The sequence below is a fragment of the Streptomyces sp. NPDC046335 genome, assembly GCF_055587985.1.
Genome location: NZ_JBVJFF010000004.1, coordinates 519346 through 535564, shown reverse-complemented (window position 1 = coordinate 535564; position 16219 = coordinate 519346). Strand labels below are relative to the sequence as shown.

Here is a 16219-nt window from a genome sequence, read left to right as displayed (position 1 = left end):
GTCACGGCCCGACCGGCGTCGTGCCCGGCAGTTCGTACTCGTCCCGGCGGCCGCACATCCCGTAGCCGCCGCGTCGCGAGGGCACCGTGTCGTAGGAGCCGGCTCGGGTCAGGTGGTCCGCGCTGCCCGCTTCGAGCGCGTCGAGCTGGGCGCCGGTGCGCTCCGCGGCGGCCAGCGCACCGGCCCGCCACAGCTCACGCCAGCGCGGCACCTGCTCCCTGACCAGTCGCGCGGCGGCCCGCTGGAACGCCAGATAGGGGCCGTTGTCCCCCGCGCGAAGCGCCTCCCGCAGCGGCAGGTACCCCTCGACCGCCAGGTCCCTGCGCCTGCGCGCCGCCCGCTCCGCCTCCGGCCCGCTCCTGGCCGGCAGCCGCGCCTCGGACGCGTACCGCTCGGGGTCGGCGAGCACGGCGGGCGGGAAGGTGAAGACCGCGTCGCCGGCCTCGGGCAGGCCGTTGTTCTGCATCAGGACGGTGATCCGCAGGTCGCCGCCCTGCACCATGCGGTGCACGGTGCCGGGCGTGAACCAGGCCACCGAGCCCTCCGCCAGCGGGACGTCGCGGTAGCCGTCGGGGGTGAGTGTCTGCACGGCGCCGCGCCCGCCGGTGACGACGTACGCCTCCGTGCACACGAGGTGCAGGTGCGGGCTGCCCCCGCAGACGCCGTCGGCCGCCTCCCACGGGTAGGCGCTCAGGTGCGACAGGCCCACGGCCCCGGGCAGCGGTTGCGGAACGCTCACCATGTCAGTCCCTTCAGGTGGTCGGTGATCCGGTCGTGGTCCCAGGCGCCGTCGGCGACCACGACGCGGTAGCGGTACGAGAAGCAGGCGCCGGGCGCCAGCTCGAACTCCTCGAAGAACGCCCAGGAGAACGCGACGGTCGGAATGGGTGTGGAGCGCACGAACCAGTGGGAGGGATGGATCGCCGCCGTCTCGTCGAGGTTCTCGGGAGCGTGCGCGAAGACGAGGGTGGAGTGCGCGTCGATGTCGTCGTGCTCGGCGGTGAAGGCCAGCCACGCGCCCTGACCGCCCATCAGTTCGCCGACATCCGCCGGGCCGTGGTCGCCGTCGGGGCCGAAGACGGTGCCTCCGGTGAAGTCGCGTGGCCCGCGCCACTGAAGTCCCGTATAGCCGGCCAGCTCACGCCCCGCCGTGGTCGGGGAGCCGAAATGGAGCGGTGCGTCGCGGATGTTGGTCAGCCGGATCGACCAGTCGAGGGCCCAGGAGCCCGCCTCTTCGTCCACCGAGTGGACCGTGAGGCCGCGCTCCTCCCCGGCCCACTCCTGGCCGCCGTTCTCGACCCAGGTGAGCTCCTCGGCCAGATGGAAACGGTCGCCCGCGGCGTCCAGGACGGGAAAGCGGTCGTGGCGCATGGAGCCGACCCGTTCCGGCAGCCGTCGATATCCCTCCCCGCGCACATAGCAGTTGCCGCCCCAGAAGTTCTGGCCCGACAGATGGCTCGCGGTCATCTGGAGTCCCTTGTGCCAGCGGTGGTCGCTCGGCCGGTAGCCCGAGACCTGGTTCCCGGCGAGGGTGCGCAGCGGGTGGACGTAGGGCTTGCGGGCCTCGAAGGGGTCAGGGTCGGGCGCGTAGACGTACGTGAGCAGCTCGACTTCGCCGCAGCGGACCGTGATCCGGTCGCCGTGGGTGTGGGTCACCTGGATCGTCATCGGTCGGTGCTCCAGTCGGGGTGGTTTCCGTGCATGGCCCGGTAGTAGGGGTCGCCCGCGGTGATCTCGCCCGCGAGCACCGGTCGGCCGGTGAATGCCGACTTGTAGAGCGCCGCCGCGAATTCGAGGGTGCGCCGGGCGTCGGGGCCGCTGCCCGGCGGCCGGGCGCCCCGCTGACGCGCGTCCAGGAGGGCGCCGAGCTGGGCGGTGTGCGAGCTGGGGACATCAGCGGTGGGTGTGCGCCAGGCGGCGGCCCGTCCGGTGTCGATGTGCGGGGCGGGGGTGTAGACCCAGTCGTCGTTGCGGTGGCCGTACAGATGGGTGAGTTCGACCGTGGCGTCGGCGCAGTCCACGCGGATGCGGCTGACCTCGTCCGGGGACAGGACGCTGTTGACGACCGTGGCCAGGGCGCCGTTCGCGAACCGCACCAGGGCGGTGGAGACGTCCTCGCTCTCGGTGTCGTGCACCAGGCGGGCCGCCATGGCCCGTATCTCGGTCCAGTCGCCGAGCAGATGAAGCAGCAGGTCGTACTGGTGGATGCCGTGCCCCATCGTGGGGCCGCCGCCCTCACTCGCCCACCGGCCGCGCCATGGCACCGCGTAGTAGGAGCTGTCGCGGTGCCACGTCGTCTGGCAGTGCGCGACGCGGGGCGCGCCGAGCTCACCGCGTGCGATCAGGTCGCGGGCGTGGGCGGCGCCCGAGCCGTAGCGGTGCTGGAAGATGACCGAGGCGTACGTGCCTGACGCCTCCTCGGCGGCGGCGATCTCGTCGTACTCCGCGAGCGAGAGGCACAGCGGTTTCTCGCAGAGGACCCAGGCTCCTGCCTTGAGCGCGGCCACGGTCTGCGCGCGGTGCAGTGACGGTGGGGTGCCGATCAGTACGAGGTCGGGGCGGACGGTGTCGAGCATGGCCCGGGAGTCGGTGAACCCCTGGACGTCCATGCCGGTCTCGCGCGCCCGGGCGGTGAAGGCGCCGAGTCTGCCCGGGTCGACATCGACGGCGGCAGTCAGCTCGACCCGGTCGGAGTGGGCCCGCAGGGCGGGCAGATGGCTGCCCAGGACGATGCCGCCGGTGCCGATGACGGCGGCCCGCAGACGGGCGGGTGTGGAAGACATGCGGCCTCCTCGGGGAGTGGGGAAAGCGCTTCCGGCAGACGGCGACGGCATCATCCTTCTTCGGTGGCGGGGGCGCCGGCACGGAGCTCCACGGTGGTGACAGCGAGCGCCAGCGGTCCTGCCAGCAGCGGGGCCAGCAAGGGCAGCATCCACAGGAACGTGACGCACAGGGCGGCAGCCGTGGCGACCAGGGCGCTGCCCGGCAGGTCGGCCGCTGAGCGTGCGGCGGCCCGGCGCACCGCCGGGCGCCAGCCGAGGGCAGCGTCGGGGTCCGCCGTAGTGCGCAGGGCGACGACCAGGGCGGCGGCCGCGACCACGCACACCGCCGCAGCGATCGGGCGGGCGCCCGGCAGACCGGCCCCGGCCAGCATCAGGTCCAGGCCCACGAAGGCCAGGGCCGCGAGCACCGTCACTCCGGCCGCCAGCGAGCCCAGGGGGCGGTGGGCGCGCAGCGCGGTGACGTAGCGGCCGAGCGTCGCGGGGCGGTCCTCGCGGATGGCGTCCCGCAGGACCGCGCAGGCCGCGGCAAGGGCGGCGGGCGCGGTGACCAGGGGCAGCGAGGCGACGGTCGTGGCCAGGCCGATCGCGAGCATGTCGGCGAAGAGCGAGAAGCGGGGGCCGAACAGCTCGCCCGGCTCGCGCCGTTCGCGTACGAGGGGTTGCACCGGCTCAGCCCTTCAGTCCGGACGTCGCCATGCCCTGCACCAGATAGCGCTGGAAGGCGAGGAAGAACAGCACGATCGGCAGCAGCGAGATCACCGACATGGCGAACATCGGCCCGTAGGCGGAACTGCTGGACTGGTCCACGAAGTTGCGCAGGGCCAGGGTGATGGTGAACTTCTGCGGGTCGAAGAGGTAGATCAGCTGGGTGAAGAAGTCGTTCCAGGTCCAGATGAAGGTGAAGATCGCGGTGGTGATCAGCGCCGGTCTGGTCAGCGGCAGGACGACGGACCAGAAGCTGCGGAACGGTCCGCAGCCGTCGATGCGGGCCGCCTCCTCCAGCTCTCGCGGCAGCCCCCGCATGAACTGCACGATCAGGAAGACGAAGAACGCCTCCGTGGCGAGGAACTTCGGCAGGATCAGCGGCCAGTAGGTGTCCACCATGCCGAGCTTGTTGAAGATGATGTACTGCGGGATGAGCACGGCGTGGTGCGGCAGCATCATCGTCGCGACCATGAAGCCGAACATCACGCCGCGCATCCGGAAGCGCAGCCGGGCGAAGGCGTAGGCGGCCAGCGAGCAGGACACGACGTTGCCGAGGACCGCGCCCGCGCTGATCAGCAGGGAGTTGCCGAGCAGCCGGGAGACACCGACGTCGCTCACCCCGTCGAGGGCCGTGGTGTAGTTGGACCACTCCAGGTGGTTCGGCAGGAGTTTGAGGCTGGTCAGTACCTCGTCGGCGGGCTTGAGAGAGGTCGCGAGGAGCCAGGCCAGCGGATAGAGCAGGACGAGCAGCGCTGCGAGCAGGGCGATGTGCTTCGCCATGGTGGTGGTCCGGGTGGGTGCGGCCGTGTTCATCAGGCCCCCTCGTTGGCGTAGAAGACCCATGAGCGTGAGGTCTTGAAGAGGACGAGGGTCACCGCGCCGATGGCGAGGAGCAGCACCCACGCCATGGCGGAGGCGTAGCCCATGTGCGAGGCGGAGAAGCCGCGTTCGTACAGGTAGAGGGTGTAGAACATGGTCGAGTCGGCCGGTCCGCCCCGCCCGCCGCTGATCGCGAACGCCGGGGTGAAGACCTGGAAGGACTGGATGGTCTCCAGGACGAGGTTGAAGAAGATGACCGGTGACAGCATCGGCAGGGTCACGGACACGAACTGCCGCCACCGGCCGGCGCCGTCCAGGGCGGCGGCTTCGTAGAGGTCGGTCGGTATCTGTTGCAGCCCGGCCAGGAAGATGACCATCGGCGCCCCGAACTGCCAGACGGAGAGCAGGGCCACCACGAACACGGCCAGATCGGGGTCGGCGACCCAGCCGCCGGTGTGGATGCCGACGGAGGACAGCACCTCGTCCACCGTGCCGCCGTCGTTGTAGAGCGCCCGCCACACCAGGGCGATCGACATGCTCGCGCCGAGCAGCGAGGGGGCGTAGAACGCCGAGCGGTAGAAGCCCTTGGCGCGGCGCACCCTGCTGAGCAGCAGCGCCGCGCCCAGGGCGAGCGCCAGTTTGAGCGGGACGGCGACGACCACGAAGAGGAGGGTGGTGCCCACCGAACGCCAGTAGCGCGGGTCCGCGGTGAACATGTCGCTGTAGTTGCGAAGACCCACCCACTCGGGGGCGTCGAAGAGGTTGTAGTCGGTGAAGGACAGGTACAGCGACACGGCCATGGGCGCCAGCGTGAGCAGGGCGACGCCGAGGATCCAGGGCGAGAGGAAGACGTAGGCGGGGCCCTGTCGTTCGCGGCGCCCTCGGCGTACGGTCCCCGGCGCGGCGGCGGGGGTGGTGCGCGGCCTGGCGGTCGTGGTCGTCATCGCAGCTCCCTCTCCGCCTCGGCCACGAACTCCTCGGCGGCCTCCCGGGGGCTCTGCATCTCGTAGGTCACGCGCTGGTAGGTGCGGGTGAAGGAGACCTGCAGGACCACGTCACCGCGCGGCGGGGCGCTGGGCGGCGCGTCCGTTCCGTAGGCGGTGATGGCGCGGCCGTAGTCGTAGACCTCCTTCTCCGGGCCCTTGAGCTTGCCGCCGATGGACCGGGCTATCTTCCGGTTCGGGGGCGTGGAGCGGGTCACGCCGAGGATCTCGCCCGCGTCCGGGTCGTTCAGGAGGAAGTCGATCAACTGGGCGGACTCCTTGGGGTGCCCGGTATTGGCGCCCACGCCCACGAGCACGGTCGGCTTGAAGTACTGGCCCGCCTTGCCGTCGGTGGTGGGCACGGGCGCGAAGCGGATGTTCTCGCCGAGCAACGGCGGATAGCCGAGGAAGGGCCCGTCCCAGTTGAAGTCGGTGGCGGCCAGGCCGCGGCCCATCGGGGTGTCCTCGACGGCGCCGTTGATCTGCGCCGTGTCCTTGGCCTGGGACGCGATTCCCTTGCGGCGGAGCCGGTCGGTGAAGGTCCAGAACTCCGTCAGGTCGTCGACGGTGAAGCCGAGCCGGCGTTCGGAGGCGTACAGCTCCTTGCCCCGGCCGCGCAGCCAGTTCTCGAAGGCGTCCTCGTTCACGCCGATGTCGGTGAGGCCGGTGTAGGGGCGGCCGTTCGCGCCCTTCTTCCCCAGGGCGCTGATCTTCTCTCCCGCCTCCACCCAGTCGTCCCAGGTCCATCCGGGCCGTGGCGTGGGCACGCCCGCCTTCTCGTACACCGCCGCGTCGTAGGCGAACCCGGTGGACCCCCGTCCCATCGGAAACGCGTACTGCCTCCCCCGGTAGGCGCCCGTGCCGGTCAGGCCCTTGTCGAAGTCGGCGGTGCGCAGGGTGCCGTCCTTGAGGTAGGGGCCGAGGTCCAGCAGGGTGCCGCTGCCCGCGTACTGGGAGATCTGCCGGTAGTCGAGCTGTGCCACGTCGGGCAGGTCACCGCCGGCCGCCTGTGTGGCGAGCTTCTGGACGTACGCCTCGTAGCCCGCGAAGGAGGTGCGGACGGTGACACCCGGGTGCCGCTCCTCGAAGAGGGCGACGGCCGCCTTGGTGCGCTTGGCGCGGTCCTCGTTGCCCCACCAGGCGAAGGTGAGCGTGACCTTCCCGCCCGCTTTCGCGCTCGCGCCGTCGCCGCCGGAGCAGCCCGTGAGGATCAGCAGGAGCAGGCTGAGCGAGAGGGCGAAGGCGTTCGTTCTCCGGTCGTAGCCGGGTCGTGCCATGGCGGATGTCTCCTCGGCTGTGGTGTCGGCAGCGTGGTGGGAGCTGTGGGGCGGCGCGCGCTCCGCCCGCCGGGGCGGTCCGCGCGCGGCCGGCGCGACGCGGGCGGGGGTGTGCCCACGGGCCGCCACGTGGGACGGCGGGTAACGGCCGGGTGACGGCAAGCGATAGCAAGCGCTTTCTCAACCCGCGCCACTCAAGCACCGTTGGACCCGGCCGGTCAACAGGGCGGAGTGGCCCGATCCGGGTCGGCGGCAACGCCGTTGGGCGCGGTGCGCGCCAGCGGTTCGGTCCACCGAACCAGCAGGCGGCATCGAGGGCGCATCACCTTGTCGTACGGGGAGTTCCGCACGCCGAACGCCCCCGGCCGGGGGCGTGTGTCCCGCGCCCCCGACCCGTACTCCTGCGAGCCTTGGGCACTGCCGTCACCGGTCTTCGCGCAACCGGAGCAGATAGGCAGCGGTGAGGGCGACGGCACGGTCGTCGTCATGCGACAGCCGCGCGAGGGTCTGTGCCGCGGTCGCCCCCGGAACGGCGGCCAGCGCCTGCGTGAGCCGCCCGCGTGCGGGCGCTTCAGTGGTGTGATGGGCGAGACGGTCCGCCAGCCGGGTCGCGATCCGGTCCGCGGCAGCGGTGTCGATCGCCAGCACGCTCAACACGTCGGCCGCGTCGGTGTCGTTCCTGCCATCCGCGATCATGTCGATGAGCGTCGGCACCACATCGGCCGCTCCCCGCGTCCCGAGCGCCAGAGCCGCGCACCCGCGCACCACGACGTCGGGGTTGGCGAGGGCCTGCCGCAGGTACGTGGTGGCCTCGTCGCCGGGCATCTCGGCGAGGGACCGCACCGCACGCTCGCGCACCGCGGCCACGGGTGAACCGAGGCCCTCCGCCAGTAGCCCCGTGCCTCCGTCGCCGGACCGGGCCAGGGCCCATCGGAGGGCTCCGGCAACGTTCGGATCCGTCTCGCGCAGCGCCGCCTCGGCCAGGGCCTCCACCGGCAGGGGAACCCCGTCGACCATGGAGAGGGCCGCGCGCTGGCGGGCACCGGGGCTCTTGGAACCCAGCGCCTGGAGGAGCGCGACGACCTGGAGGACATCCTCCCAACGGCCGGGCCCGGCGGCATCGATGCGGTGCAGCCGCGTGAGCAGCTCGGTCTCGGCCGCGATGCGTTCGCGCGTCTGGCGGACGAGGTCGCCGACGAGCGCCGACGGCGCGAAGCCGGGGTCGTCGAGCGCGCGCCCGATCTCACGCAGCGACAGTCCCAGCGACCGCAGGCTCTCGATGTGGAAGATCCGCCGGATGTCGTCCTCGGAGTACTCCCGGTACCCGGACCCCGTACGGCCGGAAGGCCGCACCAGCCCGAGTGACTCGTAATGCCGGAGCATGCGGGCGCTGACGCCGGACCGTCGCGCCACCTCGCCGATCAACACGTCCTACTGTCCCTCCTGGTCCGAACCGCCGAGGTCCCCGGACCCGCCGAGGGCCACCACACGCTTCGCCTCCTCGACGGCGAACTCGAACCCGATGTCCGGGTCGAGCAGCAGCCGTCGCGTGGCGAGCGCGTGCGCGCGCACGCGTGGGTCAGGAACCATCGTCGCAGCCCGCAGCGCCGGGACGACTACGTCTCCCAGAGCGACGAGCGCCCGGCTGAGGCTCAACTGCGTCTCCCGCTCACCGCGTCCGAGCTGTGTCGCCAGCGCCGCGGCCAGGGCGGGCTCCTCGCCCTCCGGTACGAGGACGACCGCGGCGCGCCAGCCGCTGCGCGCCACCTCGTCGTCGGCGTCGGTCAGCAGCTCCCGTGTGATCGCCGGCCACGCCCGCCGGTCCCCGATCTTGGACAGCGTGTGCAGGGCCTGACTTCGCGCCTGGGCGCGCTCCGAGCGGACTTCGCGAACCAGCGCCGGGAGCGTCATGGACACCGGATGGCGGGTGAGCGCCCAGGTCAGCATGTCGCGGACGAGGAACTCGGGCTCGATCGCGCACCGCTCGACGAGTGTGCCGACGAAGCCCGGGTCAGGCGTCGTCCCGGCCGCCAGCGCGGCCCGCAACCGCACGGACGGACGCCCGTCCGCCAGCCCGCGCAGCGCTCGTACCGTATCCGTGTTCTGCCCCGTGACCGCCATCGAGACCACCTCCTTGGCCCGCAGTGAAGACCCTGTCACCGTGTCAAGGTCAAACGGCGCGACGGCCGCCGGCCGAGGGAGGCCGGAGCGTCACAACGGGGCCGTACCGCAGCTCACCAGGCGCTCTTGAGTACGACGACACTCGCGTCGTCACGCCGCGTGCCCGCCTCGCGCAGCAACTGGCCCGCCACGACGAGGGGCGAGTGCCGCAGCAGCTCCGGCAGCGAGCGCGGGTCCCAGCGCTCGGTCAGGCCGTCGGAGTGCATCACCAGCGCGGAACCCTTGGACAGCGGCTCCTCGAAGGTCCGTATGCGCCGCATCTGCCCGCCCACGATTCCCGGGGCCGACAACAGCGTCTTGCGCCCGCTGTGGCCGAGGAGGAAGCCGCTGACGTTGCCGATTCCGCAGTACAGCACCCGTCCCGCCGCGGGTTCGACCCGGGCCACGGCGACCGCTCCGCCGCGCGTGCCCAGCAACGCCCGGTGAACGTCTTCGAGGACGCTCTCCGGGCTGAGTTCGCGCGCGGCGTGGAAGGCCTTGACCGCCGCCTGGCTCGCCCGCGCCGCGAGCGGTCCGTGCCCAAGGCCGTCACACAGCATGAGCAGGACCGTGGGTCTGTCTCCGGCGACGTCGGCCGGCGTGGTGCGTACGGCCCACGCGTCGCCGCACACCGTCTCACCGCTGATCGGCCTGGTCACTCCGGAGACCATCGGGGAGTCGGGCTGTTCGACGACCGCCCTGCCGTCCACCGCGCGCGGCCAGAACCGTGCGCCCATGACCGTGCCGTGGCCCGGGACGGAGTGCAGGTCGAAGTGGTCCGCAAGGCGGGAGACCGCGCCGAGGCCGATGCCCAGGGTCCCCGCGGTGGAGGAGCCGTCGGACAGCGCCCCTGCGACGTCCGCCATCCCCGGCCCCGAGTCGACGGTGAGGAACTCCACCCCCGCCTGGTCCTCCGTACGCACCACCCGAAGGAGCAACGCCCCGTCCTCTGCGTGGCGGCGCACGTTCGTGGCCGCCTCGCTCACGGCGAGCGCGACCTCCGCGGCACGGTGGGCGTCGAGGCCGAGGCGTCTGGCCAGCGCGGCGGCCGCCCCGCGGGAGGCGGCCGTCAGGGACTCGCCGTCCCTGAACCACCGCACGTCCTCGACGTCCAGGACGGTACCGGCGGTCACCGGACCCACTCGATGATCGTCACCATCGCCCCCTCGCCCACCACGGATCGCAGGTGAAAGCCATCGACCGGGCGGCGGGCGCCACTTCGGCCGAGGCCGAGGCCGAGTCCCCTCCCGACGTCCAGCCGAATCGTACGTCAGTCCGCCGAGACGGAACGCGTCCGCGGAGCGGCGGGCCCGGGGCCCTTCGGCACGGCTTCCGGTCAGCCGTGCTGTTCCGTGTAGTGGGCGCGGAGCAGGTCGGCGCCCCAGTCGTGGCGCAGGTGGCGCCAGACCGAGTGGGCGTGGTTGCCGTCGTCCTGCGTGTTGTCGTACTCGATGAGGAAGTCCGGGGCGCGAACGCAGTAGTAGTGCCGGTCCCCCGGTACGCGGCCACCGGCCCAGGCGAAGGAGAGGGCGGCCGGTCCACGCGCCACGGTGTCGGACCAGCACTCCCGCGCGTACGCCGCGGGCGCGCGGTCCAGGTAGCGGCGCACCAGACGCTCCAGCAGTCCCCGCTGACCGGGCGTCATGTCGGCGTACGCCAGGCCTGTCGGCAGCCGGTCCGGATCGGCGAAGGGGTCGTCGCGGGTCAGGATGTCGTCCGGCGGAGCGGCGGCGAACACCGCTTCGGCGCGTCGGCCGGCGTCCAGGCCCGTGACGAGTTCCCTGGCCAAATCCTCCTCAGGCCCCAGCAGCCGACGGCCGGCCCGCGGACCGTCCGCGATCCGCGCCGGCTCGGCTCCGATGAAGTGCGGCGTCACCCGGATGCCGGCCGCCGTGACCGTGACGTGTACGGCGAGGTGGTGGCCGTTCATCCGCCATCCCCACGGACCGTCGCCGTCCGGGTCGCCCAACAGGCGCACCCAGTAGCGGTCGCCACCCGTGGCGCCGGCCATGGTGCGGCGGTGCCGCTCCACTTCGATCGCCCCGCGGGCCAGCTCCGCCCCCGCCGCGCTGTGCGCGGCGGCCAGCAGGGCGTCAACGGCCTCGCGCTGCCGGGCGTCGAGGCCTTCTGTGGGCAGCCCGGGGCGCGAGCCCGGCAGATACGTCCACTCCCGCAGCTCCGGCGCGTCCAGCCGGGCGGGCCCCGCGCGCAGCTCACGCACCTGCGCCGGCTCCAGCACGGCGAGCAGCGCGTGCACCGCCTCCCGCATCACAGCAGCCGTCGCCTCCGATCGGTACCCGCCCACCGTCCCTCCTCCCCCTCAGCGCCGGCTCCGGCGCGCTCGCGGGACGATGCCGTCGCCCCGCGGCCCATGGTGCGCCATCCCGCGGCAGGGGAACACCGCGCCCGGCCCGCCGCACCCGTACGGACGCCCGGCAGCCGGCCGCGTCGCAGGGCATCCGTGGCCCCCGCTGTCCCACTACGACTGGGCAACGATCGCCGGTCGCCCCTGGAGAGGCGTGCGGGCGCGGGGTTTAGGTGGGCGCATGGCAGACCGAACCGCTCCCGGCGTCCGCGCCCTCGTCCTGTGCTCCGCACTCGCTCTCTTCGCGGCGGGGTGCGGCGACGAGCCGCGGGCGGCGGACAAGCGGCCGTCCCGGGAGGCCAATCCCGTCATGACCCCGTCGGAGGCCGGACCGCCGCCCTCCGACGGCAAGGGGTCGAAGGACCCGGACGACATCAACGGAGACGGGCACCGCGATCTGCTCCTTCCCGTGCCCTCCCGCAGCGAGAACGGCAGGGTGCGGACCGCTGTCGTCTTCGGCTCCGCCAAGGGACTCGTCCCCTCGACGCACACGGTGTACGACTACGCTCCCGGCACCGTCGTCACCGCCGACCTGGACGGCGACGGCTACCCCGACTTCGTCTCCACGGCCATGGACAGCGGTGCGTCCGGGGAACAGGGGTCGCCGGCCGTTGCCTGGGGTGGCCCCAAGGGGCCCGAGGCCGGTGCGGAGCCGACCCCGATCCAGGTACCGGGCGCAGGCTCGGGCGCGCGTCCGTCCGCTCCGGTGCGGGGTGACTTCGACGGGGACGGACACCACGACATCGCGACGCTGCGGCAGGACGGGTCCGTGACCCTGCTGTACGGGCCCTTCACCCGCTCCGGCACCCCGGCCCGCACCGATCACCGGCCCGGCAAGGGAGGCTGGCTCGCCGCGGACGACATCGATCCGTCGGGCAAGGCGCGCGCGACCGGTCTGCTGGTCCATGACAGCGACGACGGCGAGCAGACGGGCGGAGTCCTCTACCCGGCGCGCACCGGAAGCGGCCTGTCGCGCACCCCCGTCGAGCTGCGCCAGGGCAACGCCGTGGCGTTCGGCGACTACGACGGTGACGGCGTCCGCGATCTGGCCATCGGCGACAACGGAAGCCGCAACAACGAGCCGGGCTACGAGACGGAGGAGCCGGAGGTGAACGCCTCGCTGGCGGTCTACCCCGGCAAGGGCGGCGCCCCGGTCACGCACAAGATTCCGCGCAATGACGCCAACTCCTATTACGGGCCGGGCGGTTACACCTCCGCGGATCCGGACGGCGACGGCAAGGACGGTGTCCTCGTCGCCACCGATGAGGGCGCGCTGCTGATCGACGGCGACAAGGACCTCACGGAGGTGCTCCGGGAGGGCCCGCCCCGGGCGAAGGGCAAGAAGACCCCGGCACGGTGGCGGCACGCACGCCCGTACGCCGCCGCCGATTTCGACGCCGACGGCAAGGAGGAGCTGATCCTGAACTGGGGCGCCGGTACGCTCTTCGGACTGTACGGCGAGAGGCCGACGCACTGGTGGATCACGGACGGCACGACGGCACGGGACAAGACCGCGTTCACCACGACGTCGCTCCCGGGGCGCGGCTGAGGTTCCCGCCGGGGCCTCTGGGCCATGACCGGTGAGCGGCCGGAAGACGACACGTACCGCGGCTGAAAGAGGCGCGCCGCGGCTCTGCCATCGGAACCAATAATCATTAGACAGACAGACGCAATATGCGACATGTCGGCCACCCGTTTGCCACGCATCTTCCCCAAGGCGGGTCCGTTGGACGGGATATGACCACAGCAAGGCCAACGTATGTTTCAGGAAACCTCTTGGCCAGCACGATGAGCGGTGCGACATCCGCGGTTCGCATGGGGGCCTGGGTCTTCACCCCGGCCCTCACCGACAACGCGCGCGCGACCCTTCAGGACGACTACCGGCGAGTCGATCTGAGGTACTCCGCCAAGCTCCTAGAGGACCTTCTTACCGAACTCGGCCTGATCGAGGCCCATTTCAGCACCCTGGCAGGCACCCCCAAAGGGTGCGGCGTCCACTGCCACGAACTCCGGCCGCAGGTCGTCGCCCATGTATGAGACGCGGGGCCGTCACAGCCGTCCGGGGCCCGCCCAGGGGCCTGCCAACGGAAACCAGGCGGCAGCCGGTCACTCCCCCGCGTGGGAGCAACCCGCTGCTCCGCTGGACCCGTTGGACGTGCACTGGGACCCGGCGGAGGAACTCGCCCACCTGTTGCACCAGGCCATCGAAGACGAGCGGAACAGCGCATATCCCCCTGCGCACGACACCGAGGTGCCGGGCGGCGAGGAATTCGGCGACGACCGGCTCGCCGGGCTCACCCAGATCACCAGTGAGCTGCCCCCTTTGCGCCCCGCGCCGGCCCGCCGTCGCCGCCGTTCCCGCTCTCGGTCCCGATCGCGCGGACGCGGGCCCGGCGCACTGCGCACCACCAGCTTCTTCCTCGCCGCGCTCGCCGCTGTCGTCGTGTCCATGGTGTGCGTCTTCGGCGGCATCGTGAGTTACGACCCCTTGCGCCACCTCGCCCAGTACCGCACCTCCGCCACCGCCGTCGGCTGGTGGCCCCTGCTGGTCTACGGCCCGTGGATGGTCGCCTCCCTGTCGATCCTCCGTGCCGCGCTCCATCGGCGCCGCGCGGTGCACTCCTGGGCGGTCGTGCTGCTGTTCTCCACGGTCTCCATGCTTCTGTGCGTCGCGCAGGCGCCCCGCGCCCCGGTCGAGGCGGCAGCGGCCGCGCTCCCCGCCCTGGCCGCTCTCGCCTGCTTCCAGCAGCTCGTCCGGCAGATCACCCTCACCCGTCCACCACGCCAGACCAAACCACGCCACCGCATCCGGAACACTCTCTCGAAGCCGGGTTAGACCTGCGGTGATGACCCGTTGTCAGTGGCTGCTGACAGCATGCGGACATCACCGGCCGCCGGTCGACTGGTTCGCCCCCGCACTGGTGCGGCAGCTCGCGGTGGCCGGTGAGGGGCCGGCCGTGCGGTGATGGTGACCGGCTGGTCCGTGTGGCCGAGTTCGGTCACACTGCATCTCTCCGCGCACCGGCCGACCTTCCGGCCCAGCGAGCAAGGCGCGTGAGCTCGCCTACGCCTGTGGGGCGGCCGGACTCCGTGTCACCGACGGCCGCCCGGCCCTCGCCGCCGGTGTCCCGCGCCGCTGGGTGGAGCTTCCTTCGCGGCTCCTCCGCCCCGGTTGCTCGGAGTGAAACGGGACGGCGGTATGCCGAAGACGCGGGTGAAGGCGGCGGTGAACGCCGCGGGAGAGGAGTAGCCGATGCGGCTGCCGACCTCGCTGACCGAGGCGGTGCGAAGGAGGGGGACAGCCGCGAGCAGACGGGCGCGTCCCCGCCAGACTGCGGGGCTGACGCCGGTCTCGGCACGGAAACGCCGGGTGAAGGCCCGCTCGCTCATCGCCACTTCGGCGGCCCATGTGGCGTTGGTGGCGTCGGCGTCCGGGGCGGCCAGGTACTCGCGGCACAGCTTCGCGAAGTCCGCCGAAGCGGGGATGCCCACGTGGAACGGGAGCGGGGCGGTCTCGGCGATCTCGTACAGAAGCAGCGTGGCGATGCTGCCCGCACGCCCGGCCAGGCTGTAGTCGTCCTCGAACTCGACGGCGGCCAGGAGCAGTTCGCGCAGCAGCGGTGGAACGTCCACGACCGTGCAGATGGCGGGCCACCAGAGGACGGCCTGCGGCTCGATGTAGAGGCTGCGGGTGCTCACCCCCAGCATGCGGACCCGGTGGCACGTGGCTGCCGGGATCAGGACGGCACGCTCGGGCGGCACGGTCCAGCTGCCTTCGGCGGTGTCGACGACCATGACTCCGGTGGCGCCGTAGAGGAACTGCGCGCGCCGGTGTTCGTGCCAGTCCAGCAGGTGGCCGGGCGGGTAGTCGGTGCCGATCGGCAGGACGGCCCGATCGACGTGGTCGACGTCGGCCAGCTGGACGTTCCTCATCCCTGCCTCCTGGTGGCTGAGGGCTGACGCTCGGTGGCTCCCGGCCGGCGGCTTACGGCATGTGGCCGACTCGCGAAAGAACCATGCCGATCATCGCATGCGAGCGGTGTGCCGGGGCTGGTGAGGTGGCCTCATGGACTTCGTGATGTTGGTCGGGGTCGGGCTCCTCACCGGGGCGACGACGGTGCTGTTCGGTTTCGGTGGAGGGTTCGTCGCGGTGCCGGTCGTGGTGTGGGCGGACGGCGCGCTCGGCACGGACGCCATGCGGGTGGCTACGGCCACCTCGGCCCTGGTGATGGCGGTCAACGCCGGGTTCGCCACAGCCGTCACCCCGCGGCGCGTGCTTCTCGCGCTCCGCGGAAGCGGCGGGCTGCTGTTCCTGCTGGCGGTCGGAGCCTCGGCCGGCGCGCTCGTCGCACGCCTCGCCCCGGCCGATGTGGCCCGCTGGGCGTTCATCGCGTACGTCGGTGTCACCATCGCCGACCTGCTCCTGCGCCCCGGATTTCTGCGCCCGCACCGGGACGCCGTGACGGTGTCCGACGCCCCGCGCCCGCTGCCGGGTGCCGTCGGCGCTCCGATCGGCGCGGTCGCCGCCTTCCTCGGTGTGGGCGGCAGTGTCATGACCGTCCCCGCGATGCGGCGGGCCGGGCACACGATGCGGACGGCGACAGCGCTGGCCAATCCCCTCACCCTCGCCATCGCGCTGCCGGCCACCGCGCTCTCGCTGTTCGTGGCTGCGGTCCCTGCCGCCGCTGACACTCAGGTGCGCCTGGTGGGTCTGCTCGACGTGCGCGCCGCCTCGGCGCTGCTGCTCGGAGCCCTGCCGGTCATCGCGGTGCTGCGACGCCGCCCGCCGCCGATCCCCGACCGTGTCCACGCCCGCGCCTACGTCGGACTGCTCGCCTTGGTCGTGACGGCGATGCTGCTTTTGCCCTGAGGGCGTCGCGGTCCTGCTCTCAGGGTTTGGTCCGGCGCCCGTGGTGAACTCCGCCTCGCAGGCCAGCGGGTCGGGCGAGCGTCGCCAGTACCACATGTCCAGACCGTTGGAGTCACCCGACCCGATGTTCGGACAGCTCACGGCGCCTGAAGCTGCCGGACCGAAACACCGGAATCCGAAGCGGCCACGGCCGGTGCCGGAGTCCCGGAGAGCACCAGACCGCAGACTGGATCGGCGGACACCAGCCACGCCTTCTT

Annotated in this window: 16 protein-coding genes; 4 read left to right on the top strand and 12 right to left on the bottom strand. The window is 72.2% G+C overall.

Annotated elements, in window-relative coordinates:
• Position 1: 1 nt before the first annotated feature.
• The 11 genes from ACZ6JY_RS11905 to ACZ6JY_RS11855 form a co-directional block, all read right to left on the bottom strand.
• Positions 2–742, bottom strand: a complete 741-nt coding sequence (locus tag ACZ6JY_RS11905) for a cupin domain-containing protein (RefSeq protein WP_469194812.1) — start codon at positions 740–742, stop codon at positions 2–4.
• Entirely contained in the window at positions 736–1668 is a 933-nt protein-coding gene (locus ACZ6JY_RS11900; protein WP_469194810.1) for a DUF6807 domain-containing protein, read from the bottom strand. The genes ACZ6JY_RS11905 and ACZ6JY_RS11900 overlap by 7 nt, the downstream gene beginning before the upstream one ends.
• Complete coding sequence (locus ACZ6JY_RS11895; protein WP_469194808.1) at positions 1665–2783, bottom strand: Gfo/Idh/MocA family protein; 1119 nt, start codon at positions 2781–2783, stop codon at positions 1665–1667. The genes ACZ6JY_RS11900 and ACZ6JY_RS11895 overlap by 4 nt, the downstream gene beginning before the upstream one ends.
• A gap of 50 nt (positions 2784–2833) precedes the next feature.
• Positions 2834–3448 (bottom strand): hypothetical protein, encoded by a 615-nt coding sequence (locus ACZ6JY_RS11890; RefSeq protein WP_469194806.1) that lies wholly within the window; start codon positions 3446–3448, stop codon positions 2834–2836.
• A gap of 4 nt (positions 3449–3452) precedes the next feature.
• Positions 3453–4301, bottom strand: a complete 849-nt coding sequence (locus ACZ6JY_RS11885; protein WP_469194804.1) for a carbohydrate ABC transporter permease — start codon at positions 4299–4301, stop codon at positions 3453–3455.
• Positions 4301–5251, bottom strand: coding sequence for a carbohydrate ABC transporter permease (locus ACZ6JY_RS11880; RefSeq protein ID WP_469194801.1), 951 nt, complete (start codon positions 5249–5251; stop codon positions 4301–4303). Before ACZ6JY_RS11880 ends, ACZ6JY_RS11885 begins: the two co-directional genes overlap by 1 nt.
• Positions 5248–6567, bottom strand: a complete 1320-nt coding sequence (locus tag ACZ6JY_RS11875) for an ABC transporter substrate-binding protein (RefSeq protein WP_469194799.1) — start codon at positions 6565–6567, stop codon at positions 5248–5250. The genes ACZ6JY_RS11880 and ACZ6JY_RS11875 overlap by 4 nt, the downstream gene beginning before the upstream one ends.
• Before the next feature lie 423 nt (positions 6568–6990).
• Entirely contained in the window at positions 6991–7995 is a 1005-nt protein-coding gene (locus ACZ6JY_RS11870; protein WP_469194797.1) for a MerR family transcriptional regulator, read from the bottom strand.
• Between the two features lie 3 nt (positions 7996–7998).
• Positions 7999–8688: a HEAT repeat domain-containing protein gene (locus tag ACZ6JY_RS11865; protein WP_469195049.1), complete on the bottom strand. Its 690-nt coding sequence runs from the start codon at positions 8686–8688 to the stop codon at positions 7999–8001.
• Positions 8689–8801: 113 nt separating this feature from the next.
• Positions 8802–9869, bottom strand: coding sequence for an ATP-binding SpoIIE family protein phosphatase (locus ACZ6JY_RS11860; protein WP_469194795.1), 1068 nt, complete (start codon positions 9867–9869; stop codon positions 8802–8804).
• A gap of 194 nt (positions 9870–10063) precedes the next feature.
• Positions 10064–11032 carry a DUF3500 domain-containing protein gene (locus ACZ6JY_RS11855; RefSeq protein WP_469194793.1) on the bottom strand — a complete coding sequence of 323 codons (969 nt, stop codon included), beginning with the start codon at positions 11030–11032 and terminating at the stop codon, positions 10064–10066.
• A 241-nt stretch (positions 11033–11273) separates the two neighbouring features.
• On the opposite strand from ACZ6JY_RS11855, the gene ACZ6JY_RS11850 reads away from it, so the two are divergent.
• From ACZ6JY_RS11850 to ACZ6JY_RS11840, 3 genes are all read left to right on the top strand, one after another.
• Positions 11274–12641 carry an FG-GAP-like repeat-containing protein gene (locus ACZ6JY_RS11850; RefSeq protein ID WP_469194791.1) on the top strand — a complete coding sequence of 456 codons (1368 nt, stop codon included), beginning with the start codon at positions 11274–11276 and terminating at the stop codon, positions 12639–12641.
• A 227-nt stretch (positions 12642–12868) separates the two neighbouring features.
• Positions 12869–13129: a hypothetical protein gene (locus ACZ6JY_RS11845; protein ID WP_469194789.1), complete on the top strand. Its 261-nt coding sequence runs from the start codon at positions 12869–12871 to the stop codon at positions 13127–13129.
• A gap of 118 nt (positions 13130–13247) precedes the next feature.
• A complete protein-coding gene (locus ACZ6JY_RS11840) occupies positions 13248–13928 on the top strand; it encodes a DUF2637 domain-containing protein (protein WP_469195047.1) in 681 nt (226 codons plus the stop codon).
• A gap of 257 nt (positions 13929–14185) precedes the next feature.
• Here the strand turns inward: ACZ6JY_RS11840 and ACZ6JY_RS11835 are convergent, their stop codons facing one another.
• Positions 14186–15025 (bottom strand): AraC family transcriptional regulator, encoded by an 840-nt coding sequence (locus ACZ6JY_RS11835; protein ID WP_469194787.1) that lies wholly within the window; start codon positions 15023–15025, stop codon positions 14186–14188.
• A 133-nt stretch (positions 15026–15158) separates the two neighbouring features.
• Here ACZ6JY_RS11835 and ACZ6JY_RS11830 point away from each other — a divergent pair, with 133 nt between their 5' ends.
• On the top strand, positions 15159–15962 hold the full coding sequence (locus ACZ6JY_RS11830) for a sulfite exporter TauE/SafE family protein (RefSeq protein ID WP_469194785.1): 804 nt from the start codon (positions 15159–15161) through the stop codon (positions 15960–15962).
• Positions 15963–16219 lie beyond the last annotated feature (257 nt).